The 23,902-nt window shown below is 60.6% G+C and carries 27 protein-coding genes; 12 read left to right on the top strand and 15 right to left on the bottom strand.

All coding sequences use genetic code 11. The features are described from left to right. Positions 1-22: 22 nt before the first annotated feature. Entirely contained in the window at positions 23-1,810 is a 1,788-nt protein-coding gene (locus D7S89_RS16105) for a TolC family protein (protein WP_425470825.1), read from the bottom strand. A gap of 97 nt (positions 1,811-1,907) precedes the next feature. Next, the gene (locus tag D7S89_RS16110) at positions 1,908-2,792 is read right to left on the bottom strand and encodes an OmpA family protein (protein WP_245982969.1); all 885 of its coding nucleotides are present in this window, start codon (positions 2,790-2,792) and stop codon (positions 1,908-1,910) included. 252 nt (positions 2,793-3,044) lie between these two features. On the opposite strand from D7S89_RS16110, the gene cysC reads away from it, so the two are divergent. Together cysC and D7S89_RS16120 are read left to right on the top strand one after the other, a co-directional pair. Then, positions 3,045-3,593, top strand: a complete 549-nt coding sequence (gene cysC / locus D7S89_RS16115; RefSeq protein ID WP_342766901.1) for an adenylyl-sulfate kinase — start codon at positions 3,045-3,047, stop codon at positions 3,591-3,593. Between the two features lie 42 nt (positions 3,594-3,635). Continuing rightward, positions 3,636-4,103, top strand: coding sequence for an MEKHLA domain-containing protein (locus D7S89_RS16120; RefSeq protein ID WP_121279019.1), 468 nt, complete (start codon positions 3,636-3,638; stop codon positions 4,101-4,103). Positions 4,104-4,291: 188 nt separating this feature from the next. Here the strand turns inward: D7S89_RS16120 and D7S89_RS16125 are convergent, their stop codons facing one another. From D7S89_RS16125 to D7S89_RS16185, 13 genes are all read right to left on the bottom strand, one after another. Beyond that, a complete protein-coding gene (locus D7S89_RS16125; RefSeq protein WP_183085224.1) occupies positions 4,292-5,515 on the bottom strand; it encodes an HrpJ domain-containing protein in 1,224 nt (407 codons plus the stop codon). Beyond that, positions 5,502-7,163 carry a type III secretion system outer membrane ring subunit SctC gene (sctC, locus tag D7S89_RS16130; protein ID WP_245982982.1) on the bottom strand — a complete coding sequence of 554 codons (1,662 nt, stop codon included), beginning with the start codon at positions 7,161-7,163 and terminating at the stop codon, positions 5,502-5,504. Before sctC ends, D7S89_RS16125 begins: the two co-directional genes overlap by 14 nt. A 193-nt stretch (positions 7,164-7,356) precedes the next feature. Then, entirely contained in the window at positions 7,357-7,581 is a 225-nt protein-coding gene (locus D7S89_RS16135; protein ID WP_147426677.1) for a hypothetical protein, read from the bottom strand. 14 nt (positions 7,582-7,595) lie between these two features. After that, positions 7,596-8,249: an HrpE/YscL family type III secretion apparatus protein gene (locus tag D7S89_RS16140; protein WP_121278739.1), complete on the bottom strand. Its 654-nt coding sequence runs from the start codon at positions 8,247-8,249 to the stop codon at positions 7,596-7,598. Between the two features lie 109 nt (positions 8,250-8,358). After that, the gene (locus D7S89_RS16145; protein ID WP_121278741.1) at positions 8,359-9,483 is read right to left on the bottom strand and encodes an EscU/YscU/HrcU family type III secretion system export apparatus switch protein; all 1,125 of its coding nucleotides are present in this window, start codon (positions 9,481-9,483) and stop codon (positions 8,359-8,361) included. A 4-nt stretch (positions 9,484-9,487) separates the two neighbouring features. Next, positions 9,488-10,240, bottom strand: coding sequence for a type III secretion system export apparatus subunit SctT (gene sctT / locus D7S89_RS16150; RefSeq protein WP_183085226.1), 753 nt, complete (start codon positions 10,238-10,240; stop codon positions 9,488-9,490). A 70-nt stretch (positions 10,241-10,310) separates the two neighbouring features. After that, positions 10,311-11,015 (bottom strand): GNAT family N-acetyltransferase, encoded by a 705-nt coding sequence (locus D7S89_RS16155; protein WP_121278745.1) that lies wholly within the window; start codon positions 11,013-11,015, stop codon positions 10,311-10,313. Further along, positions 11,012-11,710 carry a hypothetical protein gene (locus D7S89_RS16160; protein ID WP_147426678.1) on the bottom strand — a complete coding sequence of 233 codons (699 nt, stop codon included), beginning with the start codon at positions 11,708-11,710 and terminating at the stop codon, positions 11,012-11,014. Before D7S89_RS16160 ends, D7S89_RS16155 begins: the two co-directional genes overlap by 4 nt. A gap of 2 nt (positions 11,711-11,712) precedes the next feature. After that, on the bottom strand, positions 11,713-12,540 hold the full coding sequence (sctJ, locus tag D7S89_RS16165) for a type III secretion system inner membrane ring lipoprotein SctJ (RefSeq protein ID WP_220702162.1): 828 nt from the start codon (positions 12,538-12,540) through the stop codon (positions 11,713-11,715). Positions 12,541-12,559: 19 nt separating this feature from the next. Next, positions 12,560-12,991, bottom strand: a complete 432-nt coding sequence (locus D7S89_RS16170; RefSeq protein WP_147426679.1) for a hypothetical protein — start codon at positions 12,989-12,991, stop codon at positions 12,560-12,562. Between the two features lie 52 nt (positions 12,992-13,043). Beyond that, complete coding sequence (locus tag D7S89_RS16175; protein WP_121278751.1) at positions 13,044-13,592, bottom strand: hypothetical protein; 549 nt, start codon at positions 13,590-13,592, stop codon at positions 13,044-13,046. A gap of 120 nt (positions 13,593-13,712) precedes the next feature. After that, a complete protein-coding gene (locus tag D7S89_RS16180) occupies positions 13,713-13,994 on the bottom strand; it encodes a hypothetical protein (RefSeq protein ID WP_121278753.1) in 282 nt (93 codons plus the stop codon). A 134-nt stretch (positions 13,995-14,128) separates the two neighbouring features. Next, positions 14,129-14,329, bottom strand: coding sequence for a hypothetical protein (locus D7S89_RS16185; protein ID WP_121278755.1), 201 nt, complete (start codon positions 14,327-14,329; stop codon positions 14,129-14,131). Between the two features lie 214 nt (positions 14,330-14,543). Between D7S89_RS16185 and D7S89_RS16190 the strand changes: the two genes are divergently transcribed. The 10 genes from D7S89_RS16190 (at position 14,544) to D7S89_RS16235 (ending at position 23,863) form a co-directional block, all read left to right on the top strand. Continuing rightward, entirely contained in the window at positions 14,544-14,756 is a 213-nt protein-coding gene (locus D7S89_RS16190) for a hypothetical protein (protein WP_147426680.1), read from the top strand. Positions 14,757-14,966: 210 nt separating this feature from the next. Further along, positions 14,967-15,632: an RNA polymerase sigma factor gene (locus tag D7S89_RS16195; protein ID WP_183085227.1), complete on the top strand. Its 666-nt coding sequence runs from the start codon at positions 14,967-14,969 to the stop codon at positions 15,630-15,632. An 80-nt stretch (positions 15,633-15,712) separates the two neighbouring features. After that, on the top strand, positions 15,713-16,723 hold the full coding sequence (gene sctQ, locus D7S89_RS16200) for a type III secretion system cytoplasmic ring protein SctQ (RefSeq protein WP_183085228.1): 1,011 nt from the start codon (positions 15,713-15,715) through the stop codon (positions 16,721-16,723). Beyond that, positions 16,720-17,376 (top strand): type III secretion system export apparatus subunit SctR, encoded by a 657-nt coding sequence (gene sctR, locus D7S89_RS16205; RefSeq protein ID WP_121278763.1) that lies wholly within the window; start codon positions 16,720-16,722, stop codon positions 17,374-17,376. Before sctQ ends, sctR begins: the two co-directional genes overlap by 4 nt. A gap of 14 nt (positions 17,377-17,390) precedes the next feature. Next, the gene (gene sctS, locus D7S89_RS16210; protein ID WP_121278764.1) at positions 17,391-17,654 is read left to right on the top strand and encodes a type III secretion system export apparatus subunit SctS; all 264 of its coding nucleotides are present in this window, start codon (positions 17,391-17,393) and stop codon (positions 17,652-17,654) included. 25 nt (positions 17,655-17,679) lie between these two features. Then, positions 17,680-19,770 carry a type III secretion system export apparatus subunit SctV gene (sctV, locus tag D7S89_RS16215; RefSeq protein ID WP_121278766.1) on the top strand — a complete coding sequence of 697 codons (2,091 nt, stop codon included), beginning with the start codon at positions 17,680-17,682 and terminating at the stop codon, positions 19,768-19,770. Between the two features lie 16 nt (positions 19,771-19,786). Continuing rightward, positions 19,787-20,755: an FHA domain-containing protein gene (locus tag D7S89_RS16220; RefSeq protein WP_183085229.1), complete on the top strand. Its 969-nt coding sequence runs from the start codon at positions 19,787-19,789 to the stop codon at positions 20,753-20,755. 36 nt (positions 20,756-20,791) lie between these two features. Beyond that, a complete protein-coding gene (locus tag D7S89_RS16225) occupies positions 20,792-22,162 on the top strand; it encodes a FliI/YscN family ATPase (RefSeq protein ID WP_245982971.1) in 1,371 nt (456 codons plus the stop codon). A 14-nt stretch (positions 22,163-22,176) separates the two neighbouring features. Then, positions 22,177-22,653, top strand: a complete 477-nt coding sequence (locus D7S89_RS16230; protein WP_147426682.1) for a hypothetical protein — start codon at positions 22,177-22,179, stop codon at positions 22,651-22,653. Positions 22,654-22,720: 67 nt separating this feature from the next. Continuing rightward, complete coding sequence (locus D7S89_RS16235; RefSeq protein ID WP_147426683.1) at positions 22,721-23,863, top strand: hypothetical protein; 1,143 nt, start codon at positions 22,721-22,723, stop codon at positions 23,861-23,863. Positions 23,864-23,902: the final 39 nt, after the last annotated feature.

Raw genomic sequence — 23,902 nt, forward strand, 5'->3', positions numbered from 1 at the left:
CGAATGGCACTTCGGTTTCGATTCAGCTGGGAAGTCGACTGCCCGGGTTCGTCGGAGGTTGAACCGGATCGCTTGCCGGCTTCGCGTCGGCCGGCGCTTCCAACAGATTGGGCGGCGCCACGTCGACGGGTGCCGGCGTGGGTGCCGGCGGCACGATCAGAGGCTTCGCATCGACTGCGCCTGCCACCGAGCTCGACGACGACACAGGCGTATCGAATAGGACCTTACGTTTGGTGAGCTCGCCCACCACGTCGCCACGAGGCAGACCGTCAGGCGGATTCATCGATGCGATGCGGCCGGGGAAGAAATTGCGCACGGGAGCCGGCCCGATCGGACCGCGTTCCGACTCCGGCACCGGGAACACGTCCACCATCAGCCCCGAGCTCTCGAGCAGCGTGTAGCTCGCGACCACTTCGCGCATACGCAAGTTCAGCAAGGCGGTGGCCGCGCGGGCGCGCGAATAGTAGGCGTTCGACAGGCCGCTGACGGCCTCATCGGACATCGACTGTGTCGCGAACGACTGCTGCCGTTGCTTCAGCACCTCATCGGACAGCCTCAGCGTTTCATTGAGGATCGCTTCGCGCCCCTTGGACGCGGCGAGCGCATCGCGGGAGATGCGGATGTTGCGCTCGACCTCGCGCATCGCGCGTTCGTTGTCGGCCTCGCTCTTCTCTTTCAGGAACATCTTTTCGGCGATCGAATTGCCGTAAGCCGAGCCCCACAGCGTCCAGGTCACGTTGATACCGACTTCGTAGCCGCGCCCGTTATAGGGCTGCGTCGTGCCCTGGGTCGAGAACAGCCGGTTGTCGTTGTAGCGGGCGTAAAAGTTGAGCTTCGGCAGACGATCGGCCTTCATGCTCTCGACCGCATAGGCGGCTGCCTGAATCGTCTTCAGGTTCGCCATGATTTGCGGATGGATCGAATAGGCGAGCCGAAGATTGTCGTCGAACGAAAGGCAGGCAAGATCACGCGTATAGATGCCGGATATTCCGGGTTCGACGAGATCCTCGGGCGGCTCCAATCCTGTCAGCGTTCTATAGGTCGTATTGACTTCGTTCAGCTGACTCAGAATGTCTTCGCGATCGGCCATGACTTCCTGCACGCGCAGCAAGGCGTCGCTGCGGCGCGCTTCCGGCGCGAGCTTCGCCCCCACCCGGTCCTCCACCACCTTGAGAAGCTTCGAATGGCCGAGCAGTGTCTGGCGTGTGATTTCCAACTGCTTTCTGAGCCGATACATGTTGATGTAGTTTTCGACGACCTCCAGGACGATCAAGTCCCATGCGCGCCGATAACGGTCTTCCTCGGCCTCTGCCAGCGTATAGGCTTCCAGATAGCGCTTCTGCGTCGCGCCCCACGCGAAGATTTCCCAGTTCAGATTGGCCTGCCCGCCTCGGAAATGATCGCTACTGTGGGAAAACGTCGAGCCGAACTGCGACGCCTGATCCCCCATTGAACTCTCGAGGCCCGCGGCGTACTCGACCGAAATTTGCGGATAGTGCCCGGCCCAGGCTCTTGCCGCGCGCTCATGCGCGGCGCGCGCCGAAAGCTCCCCGACCAGTACGCGCGGATCGCGCTTACCTACCAGCTCGATCATTTTTTCGAGCGTCATCGGTTCGTCGCCGTGCGCAGCTGGTTCCGCCACCGGCTTCACCGTTTGGTCGGCCAGAGGGAGCGCGCGGGCCGTGTCCACCACGCCCGACGCGGGCAGCGCTAGCGCAGGCGCGGCCGATTGCACGGGCTCTGGCTGAGCATCCATACTGCCCTGCGCAAGGGCCACCGCGCTGCCGGTCGCGATCCCCGCAGCCAGCATGCCGGACGTAACCGCATAAACATAGTTGTGCTTATTAATCTTCACAGCTTCCCCGCTTCAAGACAAAGTCAGATCGCAAATCATTCGAACGGATGGCCTACTTGCTACTGTTCTGATCGATATGGATTTCCACCCTGCGATTTCTCCGCAGGCAGCGGATCAAGTCACCCTGGTTTTGATCGTCGCAAACCACGATGGGATCTGCTGCGCCGCGACCGTAAGACGTCACTTTCGATGCAGGGATGCCCCGGTCGATCAAGTACTCGCGAACCGCATTCGCCCGCTCGTCCGAGAGGCGGTGGTTATGGTCGTCGCTGCCGAGTCGGTCGGTGTAGCCGACCACCGTCAGCTTGGCGATGTCCCCGATGCGGCCCTTCAGCGCGGAGGCAAGCTCGTTCAACTGCTTGCGCCCGGCTGGAAGAATGCTGTCGAAGTTGCCCTTGTCGAACTCGAATAGCGCGTCAGCCGGAAGTTCCAGCTTCGGCGGCAGCGGCGCGGGCACATCGGCCGGAGCACAGGAACTCGCCGTCACGATGCCAAGGCCCGAGCTTCCCGCGGCCCTCGCGGCGATATCCCGACATTCAGGGCTGCTCCAGAAGCCACGATAGGCTTGACCACCAAAGAACTGCACCTGGTATTGGCAGAGCCGCTCCGCATGGTCGGCGTCAGCCAGCTTGAAGACGTAATCCCACCGATGCCAGCCCGTGAAGTCCTCATTGTCGAAATGATGCTCGCCCAGTGCGTCCTGAACCTGGTCCTTTCCGACGCCGAGAAACAGCTTCTTGAACGTACTTGGGTCAACTGGGGCGCCTGCCGGGTACCGCGCTTTGTCCACCGATGGAAAATCGATGCCGCGGTCATAGACGAACATCGGCCCCGAATCGCCGTACCCCGATCCCGACTTCGATGTCGTGCAGCCAGCGAGCCCGAAATAGACTGCGCCGGTCAGTGCAAAAATGAATACTTTTGATGATTTCATCATTAGTAGTACTATGTTTTTCAGAATCTCATCCAGCTGACAAGCTCCCCGACTTCCCTTCATAGTCCGGGAAACAGCTTCCCCTCCGCCTGTCGCTACCCAGTCACCTCTTAAGGTGATTTACGGCTTCATGGTAGCCATCCAGACATGTCGAAGTGCAAAGTTCTGTCACATCGGTGGGAAACCTGTTCGACAGTGCTAGCATCCGTCCATCTCTACTCGCAGCCCGCGAGTCCTAATGAAAGGTACGGCACTGTGGCGGTGGATTTTTCCCAAGGCGGCGTTCTTTGGCTGACCGGGCTTCCGGGAAGCGGGAAATCGACGATTGCTCGAGCACTGCACGATCATCTGCGGGGACAGGGCTTCGACGCGGTGGTGCTCGATGGCGACGCGCTGCGCGCGGGGCTGAATGCCGACCTCGGCTTCAGCGCAGTAGATCGAACCGAAAATCTGCGGCGCATGGCTCATGTGGCCGCGCTCTTTCAACAGCAGGGGTTTATCGCGATCGTGGCGGCAATATCTCCGCTACGCGCGCATCGGGACGATGCGCGCCGAATCGCGGGTACAGGCTTCGTCGAGATTTTTGTGGACGCTCCGCTCGAGATTTGCGAGGCTCGCGATCCCAAAGGGCTGTATCGGCGTGCACGCCTTGGCGAGATCCCCGAGTTCACGGGCATCGACGCGCCTTATGAGGCGCCGGGAAATCCGGATATCCGGCTGCCCACGCAGACATTGGAACTCGACGAGTGTGTGCAAGTCATTGTTGACGCGTTGGGTTTGACACGCCAATCATTCGCTTCGTGACCCGCCACTTGTCCGAACCCGCCCTTGCAGGAGCCTTCTTCGATGTCACTCAGCACCGACGCCGCATTCTTCTGCATCCTCTCTGACAGCTACCGCCGGCTTCTCGGGAAGTCTCTCGTTCCCGATGGCATGAGCGCGTCCGAGGGTGCCGTCTGGCTCTACGAGGCTGCTCCATTCGGCATTCTTGCGCACAACACTGCGCCTGATCCCATCTTCGTCTATGGCAACAAGCGCGCGCAGACCATCTTCGGATACGACTGGAACGAGCTGACTGCACTCCCTTCGCGCCTGTCCGCAGAAGCGCCCGAGCGCAGCGCGCGTCAGGCATTTCTCGAGCAAGTTGCGCGCGATGGCTTCGTCACCGATTACCGAGGCGTACGCATTACCAAATCGGGCACGCGCTTCTGGATCGAACATGCCACCGTGTGGCAGCTTATGGATGCGGCGGGAAACTATCGCGGCCAGGCGGCCATGCTTCCGGAAGTGAAGCGGATCACCGATAGCGACTGACCTCGTCGAGATTCTGCGCGCGAGATATGCCGTTTCTGGCAAAAAGAGAGGCGCGCCCGATGTACCTGACGCGCCTCCAATCGCTAGAACGACCTGATCGATGACAGATGCGGAGACATCTGTCATCGCCCTCGACGATAAACTTCCTCGCGGACAGGACTGCAAATAATTGTCAACTCAGACCGCATTCAACTCGAGATGACCAAGGGCCGTGAGCGACGCAAAACATGCTGCCTGAGGTTGAAAAATTGGTCCATGCGACGGTGCATTTGAGTATGAGCCGCGTTGCGTATTTCTTCCGAAGCCCATACCGGCATCGGAAACTTGCATGACAGCCTATAAAGCAGCGTGACGAGCCACGAGCGACGTTGCGCATCCTTACCGACCAAGGTGTCGGCCAGTTTGTCGATCAACGGCCCGGGAAGCGTCGACGTTCCCAGATTGAAGAGCTCCTTGGTCAGCGACAACTCCTTTTCACGCGCCTTTTCCTTCCCCCCATCCCCCGCCGTTGCTTCATCGCTGCTCGACCTTCCTTGCGTGGTCGGAACGATCGCCTTTGCGCCCAACGCTGTCAGAATCTCGCGTGCGAAGGACACCATGGTCTGCGCCACGCGCGCCGAGCCGAACAGCTCCAGATAGCTCAACATGCGTGCGAGGTGATCGCGCGGCACGGACGAGCGCGCCGTCAGCATGTCGTCACGCAGCGCTTCCGACATCGAAGCGATGACACGATCGATATCATCCACGTTGACGACGCTCGTAATGCCGTTGAACAGCAGCTTGGCCGTCAACGGAGCATTCAGATCGATGGCCTCGTAGTAGAGGCGCCTGAATTCGGCTTGGCTCTTCGGCTCCGCGGAAAAGGAAAAAGCGGCTTCAGCCGTGTTGATCGATGCGCGAATCCGCCGGCCTTCGCTCCGGTAAAGCGTGTCGAGCTCGCTGTCGACGAGCTTTTTCGCTTCGGTAGCGCCATCGTGCAGGAAGCTGCCCTTGATCAGTTCGAGCACCGCATAGCGCATGACGGGATCGTCGATCTCCGAGTGCAAGTTCCCGACCGAGCCCAGCATTTCGATCTGTCTCGCTGCGCGGCGTCCGATATCCAGCAGACGTGACGCGCCATATTCGCCTGCCATCAGGCGCAAGATCGCGCCGATCCGCTTGACGCCGACGTCCACGCGCTCATCGGCCATGTCCGAATCGTGCTGGTCCTTTTCGCCGGCCCCGATTTCAGGTGCCTCGCCGATTCGAAAAGACGGTGCTTCGACGCGCTCCGGCTGATCTACACGAACGACGAGCGGCATCTGTGCCGGTGTCGCATTCGAGACAGTGGGTGCGTCGTCCGTCGAAGAATCATCGACGTCGAACGTATCGACCACGTCCTGCAGTGCAGCGATATTGCTACCGGCCTTCATAGAGCAATCTCCCGTTCCCCGGAGGCGCCGGCGAGTCCGACACCGTATTGCCATGCGGGCGCCCGTTCGCATGAGGTGCGGGCGAATCCCCCACGGTGCCCGCATGCGGCGCTCCGTTCGTGATGCGCGCCGACCAGTCCTGCACGGCTTCGTCGGGGGTCGATTCGACATCGTTCCTGATCGCTCTCGCACTGATGACAAAAATGCGGTCACTAGTAGACGACGAAGAGGAGTCGTTGGTGAACAGCTTGCCGATCAGCGGGATCGAACCGAGCAACGGAATACGACTCTTGTCGCGCTTGCGTTGCTCCTTCTTGTACCCACCGATGACGAGCGCCTGGTTTTCCTTCAGCACCGCTTCGGTCGTGATGGTATTGCGCGAGATAAGCGGTACGTCCGAGCCCGATCCCGTACTGTCGATGGCGCCATCCTCCACTTCGATGTAGACGTGGATCCGGCCGTCCGCCTGCAAACGCGGCGTCACCCGAAGCATCGTGCCGGTCGATATCGACCTCACATCGACTGCGCGCTCGCCGACGAGCTTCAAGTAGGCGGTCTGGCTCAGGTCAAGTACGGCATCGACGTTGTCCATGGTCATGACCGACGGGCTCGCGTAGACTTTGGCGCTCCCGTCCGACTCCAGCGCCCGAAGGCGCGGAAGAAGCCTGCTGGTCGACCACAGCGCAATGTTGGCGTTGGTCACACCGCTGAGCAGATCGAAGGCGGTCGTCGTCGGCGACGCGCTGAGCCCCCCACCGTGGTCCGCCGTTCCGAACAAGAGCTCCGGCGCCCATTCCTTCCCATGACTCGTGTCGAGATCGATGATCGATGCAGCGATTTCGACTGGAACCGTCGACACGTCCAGATCGGCAATGAGTTGTGCATAGAGCTCACGTTTGGCCGACGAGTCGCGAATCAACACGGAGTTCGTCCGGGGATCGGCCATGATCGTGACGTCGTGTGACTTGCGCCCGCCGCCGCCAGCAATGGTGCTGCTCGCCGTGCCGGCGTTGCCCCCACCGTCGCCCGCACCGGAGAGCCCGGCAAGCGTGGGCAGCGGCGGCATGATCGCGGCACTCGAGTTGCCACCCGTCTCGCTCGCTTTGATGTCGCCGAGACGTTCGTGACCGTTCGGGCTCTTTCCGGCAAGCAGGCTCTCCAGCACCGAGGCCACGCCAGGTATCGTCTGCGTCTGATCGCGCAACGTCATCACACGATCGGCGGCCAGCGCGTTCTTCAGGCGGAACACCATGACGTCGGAATCTTGCGCGCCACCCTCGCCCTTATGGGCCAGCAGATTCCGCACAAGACGCACATATTCCGACGGGCCCGATACGAGGACATGCCCATCGCTGTCGAGCTCGCCCCAACCGAATTTTGGATCGAGCAGCCCGACCCCGCGCAACGCCTTCTCGGCACTGTCGATACCTGTGTCCGGGAGCTGAACGTGCTCCGTCACATAGTCGCTGGACGGGCTCACGTACAGCACATTGTTATAGAAGAACCATGTGAACCCGTACTGAACGGCCAAACGATCGAGGTACTCGACCGCGTCGTGCGCGGACAGTTTCGAATCGACCACGACCTTGCGAAGAACAGGCGCAATCGAGGTTCTTACGCCAAATGCCTTGGCGAAATCGCCGAGCACGATAGGCAATGGCTTTCGCTCGGCAGTATAGGCGTAAGCCGACTGCTTCCATGACGCGGGAGCTACCGCATATACGAGCGAGGACGCGGACATGCCGCTCAAAGCGGCCAGGACTACCATCCCACACCGCGCCCGCCCCCACAGTCCAAGCGTATTCACTACCCGCTCCTTCGGAACGACGACAACGTTCCGCTTATCGAATTTCGTCAAAATCTTTCTTAAGCGCCCCGGGACCTTCATTCACAATCTGCTGAAACGACGACAGCATCGCCTGCTTATGGAACATCGAATTGAGCATGATGTTCATCGCATCCGGATCGCTCACTTCCGTGTCCGCAACGCTGCGTTCCTCAGCGTCGAAGGCTTTTTCGAAGCGGGACATCATCTGTTCCGCCATCGATCCCAGGTTTACCGACATATTGACCTCCAGGCTCAAGAAAGATCTAAGGATGAAACGGCGTCGCCGGAATCCGGCGAGTGCGAATGGACACCCGCGTTACCGAGCGCCGCCAACAAGCTGTCGAGACTGCCGCCGAACGACCCGCGCCACTCCCCTTGGCCCGCGCACAGCCGACACTCCCCGGCCTGAAGGGAGGTGTCGACTTCGACTTGGTATGGCACGCTCGTCGCGAGGTCCTCGGCGGCCCGAGTCCAGTCGTCCCTGGATACCTTGAGCACCGCGCCGCCGATTACCGTCGTCTCTTGCAAGAGCACTTTGACGGAACTCAAAAGACGCTCCCGCTCGGGCAATTCAATCATGAGCCGCTCGAGAATCGCCGCAAGAATGGCTTTCAACGTATCCTCCAGCTCATCCTTGAACCGGTGCTCGAGTTCCTCGAGCGCCTCGTGCAACGCTCGAGCCCGAAGCCAAACCTCTTGCTGGGCTTCCTCCACCGCTTCCTCTTCGAGCGCCTCACGTCTCGCATCTGCGGACTGAACGATCGCCACAGCCTGCGTTCTCGCGTTTTCGCAAATCGTCTCCGCCTCGGAGAGGGCGAGCAACACCTCCCGCCTCGCGATAAAACCCGATACTGCATCGTCGCTGGAGTCCGGCGCGCGGTAGCGTCGCTGTATCAAGTGATGCATCGAACCTCTCCTAATTCATGCGATGCGGCTGACTTGCCCCCTCATTGAGTTGCGCAAGCGCCGCAAATAGTTCGTGAGCATTCGTTTCGCCAGCCGTCGAGATCGCATGTCAATCGAGGGTCGGCCCGGGAAGCATCTGCTCGCCCACGTGGGGATCGACTTCAGGCAGATACACGCGGTCGTCGACAGCCGGATCGCCCGACGCACGAAGTTCGTTCACGGCCTTATAGAGCACGGCGACGGCCTTCACCGTCACGGCCGGGATGTACTGACCTTCGCGTCCTACCGCATAGAGAATTCGTGCAAGCTTCACGTAGCGGATCATCGGCACCCGATTCTCTCTCGCCCACTTTCGTATTTCGTCGGCGCGCGCGCCGGCGCCTCTCACGACGACGAGGGGCAGCGAGTCCCGTCCTTCTTCATAGCAGAGGCCGACTGCGATACGCCGCGGATTGACCGCGACGACATTCGGCTTTCTCGGCGCGTTGGACGGTGCCTCGTTCGCGAACTGCTTGCGCATCGAGCGCATGTATCCCTTGGCATGCGGATCACCTTCGGTTTCCTTGTACTCATCCTTCATGTCCTGATGGTCCATTTTCAGTTGGCGCCTGAACATCAACCGCTGAAGGTAGTAATCGAGTGCGGCAAACACGAAAAAGAGCGATAAAGCGAGATGCTCCGTCGAGCGTAGAAGCAGCCCCGCGCCGAGCGCCGACATGTTCAACGGCACGCGAAACAGTTGGAGAATCGGGGGAAGGTACTCGCGCACTTTCGGATAAAGCACAGCGGCAAGGATCACGATCTTCGCGGGCCCGATCGTGACCATGAGAAGCTTCTCGGTGCCGAACAACTGCTTGAAACCGCTAGCCGGATTGAGCTTCTCGAACCCGTGTGTGAGCGCTTTCGTCGACACCAGGAAGCGCGATTGCGGCCACGTCGCGACAATTGCCAAGAGCGCGGCAAGACCGGCGAGCGCGGCGGCAAGCGAAGCCGCATCGCCGATGATGGACCAGGCCGCCTGCATGCTTACCCCTCTCGGCCTCGTAGCCGCGGCAATTGCTTGCGTCAGGAAGGCGGAGAACTTGTCGTACCAGTAGGTGCTTGATGCACACGTGACCTCGAATAAGGCACCAAACAGTACGAGCCTCGTGACATCCTGGCTGATCGTGACTTTGCCGTCCCGTCTCGCCTTCTGCAGCCGGTGCTGGGTTGGCGGAAGGTTTTTGTCTCCCACTGCGTCACCTCCGGATCACCATGTGCTCCAACGATGGCAGCCACTCCCCAAACTCCCTTGCCCCATAGTCGAAGAGATTGGTCGCGTACAGCGCCAGCACGACGAGAGAAAGGAGGCTCTTGATCGGCATCGCCATTTCGTGGACCGGCATGCCTTTGACGATTACGCTGGCGAGCGCGAACACGAATTCGAGCAGCAGTAGCAGCACGAGAATCGGGCTGCTGTATTGCAGGCCCTCGACCAACATGCGTTGAAAGGCCGCCAGATAGGCGCCGAGTTGCGGCCCCGTGACATCGGGGACCAGCTGGAGGACGGGCCACACCGTGTAGCTGTCACCGATGACCTTGAAGATGACAGGGAATACTCCAGCCTCCACGAGAACCAGAATGAGGACGCGCTGAATCATTTCACCGAGCACGGAGCTGTCGGCGGGCAGCGTCGGATTGATCTGTTGAGCCGCATTGGCACCGCGCTGATTGTCGATGAGCACGCCAACGCTCATGAATGCCCAAAACGGCGTGGCCAGAAGCAATCCGATCAGGCATCCGATCGCCCCCTCCTTCAGGGCGAGCCATCCCAGCCATGTCACGCCAACCGCCGTTCCGTCGATTCGCTCATGGATGGCGACGATGAACGGCAGGCCGATTGCCAGCGCGACGGCGTTACGCATCAGGACCGTCAGGTTCTGACGGCCGAACGCCGGGATAAAGTTGACGCACCCGATGAGGCGGGCCGAACCAAGCGCAGCCGCTGCCACCCAATCGAACGGCATTTGAGCGGGCGACATCGCCATCATCCCTCCCCCCCGATACGCGAAGCGGCAACGTTCACGCCTGCGCCACCGGCGAGGTGCCGGCTCCACCGTATCTCGCCGCACGCGCCTTGAGCCTGGCGATCCGCTCATCGCTCTTGGCCTTCATGATCGCCAGATGCTCGAGCCATGACGAGTCGAACAGTGACGCTCCGTAGATATGCAAGTCGCTGCGCGTACCGCCATGACAAATCGCGTTAGGCAGAATGCCCCACAACGTCAGGCCGAAAGCCTTTGCCACGGCGATGCTCGCCGTGTTGCCGCCAGCAATCCAACTCGTCGCGAGTTCGAACCCCTTGGACCGTGCCTCGGCATAGAGGTGGAGGCCGGCAAGGAGCGCTGCGCCGGTGCCATACCACTCCTGCTTGAGATATATCGCGACCTCGGCCATCTGCCGAGTGGCGGCGTCTCCCCAACGAAGGCTGCGTGCCGACGAGTAGGCGACGATTTCCCCTTCGACTTCGAGCACGAGCAAGGGCCAGCGATGGCGCTGGAACCGCTCTATCGTGCCGCCGGCGCTCGCTTCGGTAACCGGGCTGGCGGTCAGCGAACGGCGACTGTCGTGCACCGTTTCATTGATGATGTCGAGAATGGCCGGCCAATCTTCCGCTCGCGCTTTTCTCGCTTTCGCGTGCTCGAGACGCAGCATGCGATCGAGCAGCGCTTTCGAAATCAGGCCTCGCTCCGCCCCAGCTTTTTCGACAACCGACGTGTCCGTCATACCGAATGCCTCCCTGTGTCGGGCTCGCCACGCGTTGCCCAGATGCGTGCCGCCTGACGAATCGAGCTCGGCACCTGCTCACTGTCCAGCCCCTGTTCGAGCGCTTCCAGAGCAGCAACCCAGTCGCGTGGCAATGTCAGGCGCAGCCGCTCCCAGGTGGACGGCCACTGGGATTCGGCCACGATTCGCATCCACGCGGCTCCGACCGTTCCGGCAGTGTCCGCGCAGGCCCAGTCGACGCCGGATCGTTCATGTCCGACCGTGAAGGCTCGCCAAGGATGCGGCAGGCGGCGCAACCGCGCGCGCATGATCGCAGCCCGCCAGCGCTCGCGCGTGGCGACCTCCAGGAGTTCGCGCTTATGCTCGACCCAAGCCGCGGCGAAACGCTGCTCGCCCGCAAGCACCGTGAGCCCTAGATCAACCGCCGCACCCGGCTGATGGGTGGCGTTCGCCAAGTACAGTGGACGCTGCGTCTGGACATCCAAGCCGAATGTCTCGAAGGAGCGCGGGTACTCAGGGAGGCCAAAATGGTTGCACCAAAGCGCATAGCCCGCCCTGCAGGCCGCGCGCCCCCGGCGCATCAACGCAGACCAGCCTGGCGGGCTTGAAGCTTCAAGCCAAGACGGGTGCGTGCCCAGCCATGGCTCGAACCAGAAGACTGCCCAGCACGCCTGGATCTCGCTGGCGTTCGACATGGCTATGGCTGCGCTCGACGCGCGGTGGCTGACTTCCAATAGCCTCGCAGACGCTCGCGAAACACCCATACGCCGGCAGCGGCGATCAACAGCAATCCCGCGAGAGCCGCTGCGACGAGGAGCACGACGTTGCCTGCGGTCGTCGCCTTCGATGAATTCATCCGAGCCGACGAAGCGCCGCTTACGCGAGCTTCAGCAGAATCCGACGGGCGGCTGCCGGCCTCGAGCGCCGGAACGAAGACCACGGCGATCTGCTTCGGATCATTGGCACTCAGGCCCGGGATGCTCGCCGCGACAAGGCTTCGGATCGCGAACTCGTGCGTTTCGATGTCGACGTCCGGACGATATTTGATAAACACTGCCGCAGACGAAGGCTGAACAGGGTCGCCCGGCGCAATGCGCTCGGGAAGCACGATATGCACCCGTGCGACCAATACGCCGTCGATCTGGCACAGCGTACGCTCGAGCTCCTGTGACAGAGCAAACAGATACCGGCTGCGCTCCTCGAGCGGCGAGGAGATCATGCCGTCCTTCTTGAAGATGTCCCCCATCTGCGCGTGAGGATCCCTGGGCAGCCCCGCCGATTCCAGCACCTTGACCGAGGCGGACATGTCCTGCTCGCCGACATTGACCGAGTATCCGTCCTTGGTGACCTCTTTCTCGCTGCGGATGCCGACGTCCGCCAGCGCGGCGACGATTTCGTTCGCGTCGGTTTCGCTGATGCCGGTGCGCAACTCCACCCGCTTGCCGCAACCCGCGAGCGACAACACGACGATCAGCATCCAGCCGACCAAGACATACCGGCGGGCAACTCTTTCGATCCGTCCCATTCGAAGGCTACGCTCAATGTCAGTTCATCTTCACTAATTGATCGATTGCCGACACGGACTTGCCGATCGCACGTTCGGCCAGGCTCACGTTCAAATTTCGCCGCTGCAACTGTGAGATTTCCGTGAGTTCCTTGCTCGGGCGATCATCGGATGAGTCGTCGGTGTCCAGTGCTGACGTGAGACTCTTGGCGAGTGCGTCATCCCCTCCGCCGAGGGCATCGTCGAGCGCGCTCAAAGCCGATTTGGGCGCGTCGTCGCCCACGCCATGACTCTTAGGTGCGAGCATCGATCCGACCTCGGGTGCCGCCAGGGAGCGCATCGCGCTTCTGAAAGCATCAATGTCCGCGCTTGGCGCTCCATGATTGGAGATTGCGCCAAACGGGCTCTCCGATTTCGCGTCCCAACCGCGTTCCTGCCGCTGGACCTGCAGCTGTGTCATATCCGAATTCATCTTTCCCTCGCAACCGATTAGCTCGTTGATCCGGGCACCCAAGCCCGGCTCGTCAATGGCTTGCCTTCAGCAGATCACCGAATTGCAGCATCGTGATCCTCTTGGCGGCCGCCTTCAGATCCATGGTGATATCCGCGCGGTCCTTCACCGCATCGATGGCGGTAAAGATCAGATCGAGCAGTTCTGTCCCGTTGAATCCGCCTGAAGACTGCATCATCTTGTACATTGCGACGGCTCGACCAAATGCCTCGGACTCCTCCTCATCATCACCGCATACGCGGCGAAATACGCCCGCAGCTTCGACGTCCGGCTCGAACTGCGCGAGGAACGACGCATTCTCGGCGATGCTTCCCTGCGATGAGCCCAAACCCGCGCCGGCCAGCGCCGATGCCAACGCTTCACGCCCATCTCTCATCAACGCGGTCAGCATGTTGACCGCCTTGTCGATGACGGCCATATCGCTAACACACGGCCGACTCTCGCTCGACATCAGCTCGCCCCAGCTTTTGGCGGGATCGGCAGGCAAGCGAAAAACATCGGGATGCGCATCCATCAGCTCAGCGATGCAGCGCCGCTTTTCCCGCTCCAGTTCCATTTCCATTTACGAACTCCACGCGAACGCATGTATGGCGCTCTTTGCAAACCTGCAAAACGATCCGAGAAGGGGGCTTGCGCGACCTGAAACCGAATTGACCACGAGTCCCCCTCTTTCGCTCCCTGATTACAGGGAAGCGCTCGAGGACTGGTCCTTGAAGATGTCGAAGTTGAACGAGCCCATCACGGACTGCACGACACTGGCCAACGATTGACCCAAGCTCTGGGCAAGATTCTGGGCGCCTTGAGCCATTTGCGAGACTTGGTCGGTCATCTTGGTCAACTGCTCCATCATCGCCGGATCAGTGGACTGATTGACGATCGTCGTGTCATGGCTGTCCGATATGTTGTGACTATCGGACGTAGACACGTCGTGACTGTCGTTGTGGCTATCAACAGGATTGCTCATCGATTCCTCCGAAAATGATCATTGCGCAAGAGCGAATTCGGACGCATCCCCGAAAGCGACGCGACTGAAATCCCAACGTCCTGCTATCGAGCTGCCGCGAACCGCATTGCAGATCGGTTCGCGGCAACGTCCTCTTAGAGCTGGACCTTGTCGACCATGCCCTTGAGCGCCGAACCGAGCGATGCCTTCATGTTCATCATCGTGTCTTGGACTTGTTGCTGCGATTGCTGCCCGAGCAGACTCGCGATTTGATTGCTGCTCTGATCGAGCTGATTACCGGCATCCCCAATCGAACCTTGGTTGCCACCAAAAACGTTGCCAACGTCCATCGACATAGCCATCTCCTTTAAAAGGTTTTCACTGGATTTGAGAGCTGCACATCGGCGGCCTCGATACGTCAGTGATGAAGACATCTCGGAAAGTTCGCTCGCTGGTTCGTTGCTTGTCGAAACGCGAACTATCTGGCGCCCTCACCCACTCAACTGATCGGCTCCATCGCCGATGGAGCCGCATCATTGGCAACATGTGGATCAACAACTGGAGGTTCAAATGAGCAACATTCTTTCGAGCATTGGCGACGTCGTCTCTGGCGCTCTCTCCGGCGCGCTGAACGGGATCGAGATGGGTCCGGAGGGCATGATCGCTGGTGCGGTCGCAGGCGGAGGATCAGCACTCGCGAAGGACGCGCTCGGCGGCTCACAGGACAATCAAGGTTCGAGCGTCGGCCTGCCGGTACCAGGCCTCGGATCTATTTCGCTCTAACTCATCGCACCGGCGCAAGTCACGACAGCGGCTCCGCGGACGGAGGAGCCGGTCAACACCAGCACGCTAGCTCTCTCACAATTCTCCATAAATTCACGCGAGGCAATTCATAGACTGGCCGCATGCGTCACGAGATCCGCAGTCCGGGGGCTCGAGAGCTGTATCAATTTTTTTGCAGCCCAATTCGCCGCATGATGGATGGATGGACTTATGGAAGTCATCGAACCCCTCGATTGCCTGCTCACGGCTGTTCATGCACCTGGTTCAATCGACGCATCGGAACCGACGAGCCAATCTTCCTCGAGTACGGCGCATCGATCTGAATCGTCGCAGCCAGTGCACGCCGAACACCAGCGCGAGCTGATCGAACAGATCGTCGTCACTCACTTGAGCCGCCTGCGCCGCTTCCTTCAGCGCTACGAGCGCGACCCGCATGATCTCGAAGACCTGCTTCAGAACACGGTTCTCGAAGCGATGCGATGCGCGAAGTCCTATCGTGGAGATGCGAAGCCGGAAACCTGGCTGTTTGGCATCGCGCTCAATGTTGCCCGAGGCCACCGAAAGCGGATGGTCCTCAGAAAATGCCGCTATGTCAGCGTCGACGACGTCGAGGAAAGTGCGGTCGACGAACGCCGTACGCCCAGCTTGATCGACAGCATGATGCTTCGCGAAAGCGTCATATTGATCAATCGTCGTCTGGAATCCATGCCGGTGTCGCTGCAGCAAACCTTCGACTGCATGTTCGTGCGTGGTTTGCGATACCGGGAGGCCGCCGAGGAGCTGAACGTCCCCGTCGGCACGATCCGCTCGCGGGTGTCGAGAATTCGCGAACTACTCATCACCGCGGCGTCGTTCGCGCAGGCTAGCCCACCGTGAGCACTGAGCCAACCGCCACCCGCGGGTGCCGCAAGCTACCGATTCGCGCGCTGTCTCCCGATCTCGTCGCGATGAGACGGATGCTGGCTGGCGGCCGCGAGCGCGCGATCGAGGGCGATACGCTTTGGACCGCGATCAAGATCGCCGAGTGGCGTGAGCCGGTCCATATCGACACCGAGCTGAGGTTCGCCACGTCCATCGGCGAAGTTCGCCTAGCGACGCCTCATTGGCTCGCCATGGTGAGCGGGATTCATTTCCAACCCGACGGCGGTGCCCCTCACGCCATCTTGCTCGAGCTGGCGACCGCAGGACTCCCCACTGACCTCACAGCGTCATGGGGAGGCGCCTGGCTGCTCCCCCAGACCAACGAAGAAACAGCCGAGCAACTCGTGCCGCTACTGCTGGAGGCTGTCGATGTCCACTCGACGCACCACGCCGCGTTGATTCGAATGCGAGCGAGCGCCGTCGTTTCATTGCTTGCCGATTCGCGCTGGCGCCGTCCAGCCACACGAGCGCCGCAACCGGCACTGCTGGATGCGCTGCCCATCTTCACCGCGGTAGCGGCTGGAACCACGCGGCTCCCGATGCACACCGTGACAACGCTGCGTGTCGGCGACGCCATCTTCATTGAAGAACCGAACTTCGACGTTCATGACGAAGGAACGCTCGCGCTGGGCGCCATAGCCCTGTACGTCCGCCGATTGGACGAAGCCTCCGGCGCCCTCGAATTCCTGGGATGGGATACCGCTCGGTTCGCACATGCGTCGAGCGATTCCCGGTCACTTTCTTACTCGGCCTCCGCAAACTCGACGATGGAAAACGCATCCGCTCTCTCCAGCCAGCCCCCGCACGAATCCGATACCGTGCCCTTCGAAGACGTCCCTGTCACGCTCACATTCGTCGTCGGCAAACTCCAGTCGACGATCGGCGAATTGCGCGCGATGGCGGCAGGTCATGTCCTCCAGTGGCATGCGAACACCCGAGGACAAGTCGCTATCGAGGCCAACGGCGCGCTGATCGGATACGGCGAACTCGTCGAGGTGGACGGCAGACTCGCGGTCGAGCTCACGCATTGGAGTCTCGAATCATGAACATCACATCGAGCAGCCCCATCAGTCTCGCGCTGGTGCTGGCGATCTTGAGCCTGCTTCCACTGCTGCTTCTGTGCACGACGTCGCTGCTCAAGTTCTCGGTCGTTCTCGTCATCGTACGCAATGCGATGGGCGTGCAGCAGGTTCCGCCAAGCATGGCGGTCTACGCGATCGCGCTAGCCGGGACCATGTTCGTCATGGCGCCGACCTTCGACGACGCCGCGCATATCGCATTGGGGGATGATCCCGCGGCGATGGTCTCCGCGCCGTTGGACACGGAACGGATGTCGCTTGCAGCCGAGCCGTTTCGCAACTTCATGCTGAAGAACACCACGCCCGAAGGACGCGCGCAATTTCTCGAGATCGCCAGCAAGCATTGGAGCCCTGAGATGATGAAGCGCGCCTCCGATCGCGATTTCGCGATTCTGATTCCCGCGTTCGTCGTCTCGCAGCTTCAGTCCGCATTCGAAATCGGCTTCCTGCTTTATGTGCCGTTCATCGTGATCGACTTGCTAGTTTCGAATCTGATGCTCGCGCTGGGGATGCAGATGGTTTCGCCGATGACGGTTTCGATGCCGCTGAAACTCCTGCTGTTCGTGCAGATCGACGGCTGGGCAAAGCTCGTCAAGGGCCTCACCGACTCCTATCTCTGAGGCACCCCGCAACTATGAACCCCCACACCATTGCGTACTTTCAGAACGGCTTGATGCTCGTCGTCTATCTGACTGCGCCGCCGCTCGTCGTCGCGCTGGTGGCCGGCCTGATCGTGTCGCTGCTGCAAACCGTGTTCCAGATCCAGGACCAGACGCTGCCGTTTTCGGTGAAGCTCGTGGCCGTCGGTTCCACGCTTGCGCTGTGCGGCCGCTGGCTCGGTCTCGAGATTTTGAATCTCGCGACCCAGGCCATGAACTCGATCGCGCTCATCAGATAGAGGTCCCAACATCAGGAGCCGATTCATGAACCACCATCTGCGGAACCTCAACAGCTATCTCGCCCCGAGCGGTGAGCGCGCCGAGATGGTCATGGCGACGATCGTCATCGCGGTCGTCATCACGCTCATCATGCCGCTGCCGCCAACGCTGCTCGACGTGCTGATCGCCACGAACATCAGCGTCTCGGCGTTTCTGACGGTATTCGCGCTGCAGCTGCGCGACGTTCTGCAACTGACGACGTTTCCCTCGTTGCTGCTGCTCACGACGCTGTTCCGGCTATCGCTGTCGGTGGCAAGCACACGTCTCATCCTGCTCGATGCACATGCGGGCCACATCATCGAGGCATTCGGACAGGTGACGGTCGGCGGCAATCTCGTCGTCGGCATCGTGATCTTCTTGATCTTGACCGTGGTGCAGTTTCTCGTCATTACCAAAGGCTCCGAGCGAGTGGCCGAAGTCGGCGCGCGCTTCACACTCGACGGTATGCCCGGCAAGCAGATGGCAATCGACATGGAACTGCGCGCCAACACCATCACCGCCGAGCAGGCACGAACACGGCGCGCGAAGGTCGTGCAGGAAAGCCAGTTCTTCGGCGCGATGGATGGTGCGATGAAATTCGTCAAGGGCGACGCCCTCGCGGGCATCATCATCATGCTGACGAACATGATCGGCGGATTGGGCATCGGCGTCCTGCAACGCGGCATGACGGCCTCCGATGCGCTGCGTCTCTACACGATCCTGACGGTCGGTGACGGGCTCGTCGCCCAGCTGCCGGCGCTACTGACGTCGTTGACCGCCGGGCTAATCGTCACACGCGTGTCCAATGCCTCGGAAGCCGGCCCCCTCAACATTGGCCGAGAAATCCTGTCGCAGATCATGACTACGCCGCGCGCATGGATTGCGGCCGGCGGCGCCATGTGTGTCTTCGGCATGATTCCGGGCATGCCGCTGCCGATCTTCATGACGCTGGCAGCGGGTGCCACCGGGACCGGCATCTACCGGATCAAGAAATCCCGTCGGGAAACCACCGCGTCGGAGGAGCAAGAAAAGGCTATCGTCGCAAACCGAAAGGATTTCGACATCGTCCAGCATTACGTTTTGCAATTCGGTTCGAATGTCAACGATGTCGCACAGTGTCGGCAGATTCTCAACGCCATGCGGGCCATCCGCAACAAGTTGGTCGCGAAATACGGCATGTTTCTGCCGACGGTCGAGACGGGCGACTCTGTCGTGCTTGCGCCATTCGACTTCCAATTCTCGATCGACGAGATCCCGGTGTTCAAGATGACGTTCGACAACGGAAAATTCGCGGCACACTGTGATCGCGGCGTGCTCGCCTCGCACGGGATCGCCGAGTTCGTCGAAGAAAAGGTCGAGTTCTCGGATCGACACGTTTACTGGATCACGGCGGATGACAAGAAACGCCTCGAGGGCGACGGCATCCGCTGCATGTCCTACACCGACATGTTTCTACAGCGTGTGGAGACGATTTTCTATCGCACCGCCTATCGCTACGTCGGCATCGAAGAAGCGCAAAAGATCGCCAAGTGGGTCGGGACCAAGTTCCCGGAGCTCGCAAAAGAAATGGAGCGCACTGTTCCGCCTTCGCGTCTCGCGGAAGTGCTGCAGCGACTCATTGCCGAGCGCATCGGTATCCGGAACGTGCGAGTGATCGTCGAGACGCTGGTGGAATGGGCGCAGCGCGAGCGCGACGTGACCATCCTGGCCGAATGTGTGAGATGCGCGTTGCGCCGGCAAATATGCGAGGAATTCGGCTCCGCGAGTACGCTCAACGTCTTCCTGCTCGAGCCCGATCTCGAGAACCTGGTACGGGACTCGGTTCGCCAGACCTCGTACGGCAATTTCGTGACGCTCGAACAGGAGTCCGTCGAACTACTGGTCGGCAGCATGCGGGCCTTGCTCGCGAAATCGCACGATGTCGCCAAGCCGGTCGTCCTGACCACACAGGATGTGCGACCGCATTTACGCAAGTTGCTGGAGGAGCCGTTTTTCGACGTGCCCATCATCTCGTACAACGAAATCACGCCGGAATATTCCGTGCGAACCATAGGGGTCATCGGAACCTCGCTTGAAGACTCCAGACCATCCATCTAAACAAATGCAGAACGAGATGTTGCTTGAACTGAGGGTTTTGAGCGGCCTGCACAAAGGGGCTTGCCTGCCGCTCGGCGAACACGCCATATCGATCGGCAGTGGCGAGGATGCCGACGTCGTCCTTCTCGATGAAGGCGTCGCTACGCAGCACGTTCTCATCGAACTGCAGTGCCTGGACCGATGGATGTTGCGTGCAGTCGACGCAGCCATCGTCGACGCGAAAGGACATGAGATCGAGACGATCGAGGTCGCACAGGACGAGCCCGCACGCGTACGCTTGAAGGGGACGGACGTCTGGCTCGACATCGTACCGCCGCAGACGCAGTGGGCAGCAGGCGAACTGCTGGTCGAAGAAGACCACGCACATGTCGATCCGCACAGGCAGGATGCGCTCGCAACGATCCCAGCCGTCCCTGGCGATCCCCGCGAATCCCACTCGCGCACGCCCACAAGCTGGCCAAAGCTGGCGATCGCATTCGGTGTAACCGCGGCGGTGGCACTTGGCATGGCCACGGTATGGCGGGTAGCGTCGATCGCGAGCAACGAGCAAGCACGCCCGGCCGCAGCATCCGAAACTGCGGCGGCGTCATCGGCCAAACGCAACGCCGAACGTGCCATCGCCGCATTAAAGGAGCTCCTCAGAGACAGAAGCCTCGAGCAACAGGTCCAATATCGATTTCACGATGGCAAGCTGCGGCTCGATGCCATCCTCGACAGCGATCAACTCAGCCGCTTCGAACCGATCGTCGCCATCCTCAGGGCGCGTTTCTCTCGGGAGATGCAGATCGAAACACACGTGTCGTCGATCGAGCAATCGTTGCCGTTTCACGTCGTGCAAGTCGTGGCCGGTCCGATACCGGAGGTGTTGACCGACGACGGCCATCGGCTCTTTCTCGGCGACTCCATCGACGGATATACCCTTGTCGCCGTCAAGAACGACGCCATTACCTTCGACGGAAAACGCCATGTCGAATTGCCCTGGTAGTGGGTCGGAGCCAGTGGCCAAATCGGAGAGGAAAGCGTGAATCGGACAGTTTTGGATCCAGGCGTCACCGTCCACATCGCTGCCTGGCGTGCCCGCATGCTCGACGCGGTTGAAAGGACGCCGTTGACCGAGTCGCTGGGACGCGTCACTCAGGTCATCGGCACGCTCATCGAGGGCACGGTGCCCAACGCCAGCATCGGCGAGATTTGTGAAGTCTACGATCCCGAGAACTCAGGCAATCGCGTCATGGCTGAAGTCGTGGGCTTCAACGATGTATCGACGATGCTCTCACCGCTTGGGCCGATCGAGGGTACGTCTTCACGATTTTTGATCAAGCCGCTTCGTCGCCGGCATCATGTGAGCGTAGACACCTCGCTGCTGGGCCGCGTACTCAACGGGTTCGGCATCCCCATAGACGGCCGCCCCGCCGGCACGAGCCCTGAAGGCTCCTCTGTCATGGTGCCCGTCATCGCCGAAGCCGAGTTGCCGACGAAGCGCCCTCGCATCACCCAGCCGTTTCCAACCGGCGTGCGCGTGCTCGACAGCATGCTGACCGTCGGCGAGGGACAGCGCATTGGTCTATTCGCCGGCCCCGGCTGCGGCAAGACCACCATCATGGCCGCGATCGCGCGGGGCTCGGGTGTCGATGCGGTCGTGTTCGGACTGATCGGCGAACGCGGGCGTGAGATTCGCGAATTCACCGAGCACGAGCTCTCCCCCGAACTGCTGGCGAAATCGGTGCTCGTCTGCGCGACGTCGGACCGGACGGCAATCGAACGTTCCCGAGCGGCATTCACGGCGACTGCGATCGCCGAGGGCTTGCGTGACCAGGGCTTGCGTGTGCTGCTGCTGATCGACTCGCTCACACGGCTTGCGCGTGCGCAGCGCGAGATCGGGCTGGCCGCCGGTGAGCCACCTGCCCGCGCGGGCTTTCCGCCATCTGTGTACTCCCTGCTGCCGCGCCTCATCGAACGCGCGGGCAACACGGAACGCGGATCGATCACGGCCATCTACACGGTGCTGCTCGAAGGCGAGATCAAAGGCGATCCGATCAGCGAAGAGGCGGTGTCGCTGCTGGATGGGCACGTCCTTCTGTCGAAGAAGCTCGTCGAGCAAGGCCATTTCCCCGCCATCGACGTGCTGCCGAGCCTCAGCCGGATCATGTCGAACATCGTGCCCAAGCCGCACATGCGCGCAGCGATGCGATTGCGGTCGCTGCTGTCCAAGTACAACGAGATCGAAATGCTGATCCGGCTAGGCGAATATCGTCCGGGTATGGATGCGGAAATCGACAAGGCCGTCAACGCTTACCCGAAGCTGATCGCGTTTCTTCGCCAAGACACGAGTACGCCGACATCCTGGGCCGAGAACACCGAAGGTCTGATCGAACTGATCGAGAAACTGTGAAGCGCTGGTGACCCATGACCTCATCCACCAAAAAACGCCGGCCGTTGCGCCATGAAATCGTCGAACCTCGTGTTCCGAATGCACAAGCCACCAAAACGCTGCGCACCCTCATTCGCCTTCAGGAACTGCGCAAGATTCAGCGGGAAGCCGAAGTGGCGAGACAGCGAAGCGCGCTGGAAGATGCTCGTCATTTCCTGCGGCAGGCGGAGCAAGATCTGGACGACGCCGTCGAAATCGAGCGACGCCAGCGCGCTTGCCTGCATCTGGAGTACCTCGAGCAGAAGGCATCAGTCACGCGTGTTCGAAATTGGGCTTCGGCGCTGCGTGAATGCGTGAATCGGACCAAGGAATTCGAGGCGGCGCGCGAGAAGGCGAAAACACAATCCGATGCTGTCGCTGCGCGGCTCGCCGAGACGGAGGACGAGCTGCGCGGCGTCATGCGGGGGCTCGAGAAGTATGCCTATCTGTTGGAGCACGAATTGGAAGGATGATGCGTATAGCTTATCGGTCTTGCCGTCTATATTTCCCTTTACCCGTCCCGACACGAGAAATCACGCCATGAGGCAACTGCCCCTATCCAACCCAGCGGTCTCATTAGCAACGGAAGATATTGCTACGGAAGGCACGAAATTTGACCCCGCCACGCACGACAGGCTTCGAGATTCGGATCACTGTGCAAGCGCCGGCTTGCTCAATCGCGCGGCGGCGCCAACCCAATGCTGGACGCGATATTCTTGCCTCGATCCATCTTGGATTGGCTCCGTCGAATTCAATCCCTCGGGCCCCGGACGACCTGCCGTACTGACGGTCATCACGTCCGCTCAGACCCAGCGCGACAGAAAAGGACAGTTGCATGTGCAGTTCGCACTCACCAAGGCAATTCCGGAAAGCGGCGACATCACTTTGCACCAGAACCACGCAGCGCCCGAAGGTGATAGGCCCACCAGGTCATACTGGCTCGAGCGCGAGAACCCGATCGATGTCGATCGCTACCATACGCTCGGCCTTCCCAAGGGCTTCAAAGGCGAGCGACTGGAGCACTACCACTTGACGTCCGATGCCCTCAACCTGCCCCTGATACGAGACATTCTTTCGAGTCTTGCCAATACCGAAATCAAAGACCTACCTTTGGTGACGGCGCGGGATGCAACAGCAATCCTGAATGCACTCTACCCCGCGCAATACACACACGCCGGTTCAATTGCGAACGCTCGCCCCAAGCCTCTATTCGACAAGCACTTAACGGACCAAGACATCGCCAGGGAAAGCGATCGACTGCAAAATCGCTATTACGATCTTTGCACACGACACGTCGATCGGGCAGAAGCCAATCAAACAGCGCCACTCGATCAACGGCAGTACCTCCCCGTGAACCAGCTGCCTACACCCGCAGCCAACAGAGCGGCGGCATCCGCCGCGTGCTTGACGTTCGGAAGCACGAGAGACGGCGCGATCTTGGCCCGCGCGGCGGAGCTGGCCGAATTACGCGCTATCTATAACGGCCCACAGGGCGTGTTGAAGATCTTGCAGATGCGACGGTACCTCACGCACATGCCCGGTCGCTTCGCGGACGATCCTCGTCTTGAAGCAGATATCCAAGCGGCGATTGCCAACATTGACAGCGTGCTGGGTCGCGATCATGCGTCGAAGCGATCGACCGGCGCAGCGTCGAACAAGATCATTCCAAAGTCGCGGCTATGAGCCATGGATATCGTCGACTGAAAACGGCCGATCGCGATC

The sequence above is a fragment of the Trinickia fusca genome (assembly GCF_003628145.1).
In the GTDB taxonomy this organism is placed as follows: Bacteria; Pseudomonadota; Gammaproteobacteria; order Burkholderiales; family Burkholderiaceae; genus Trinickia; species Trinickia fusca.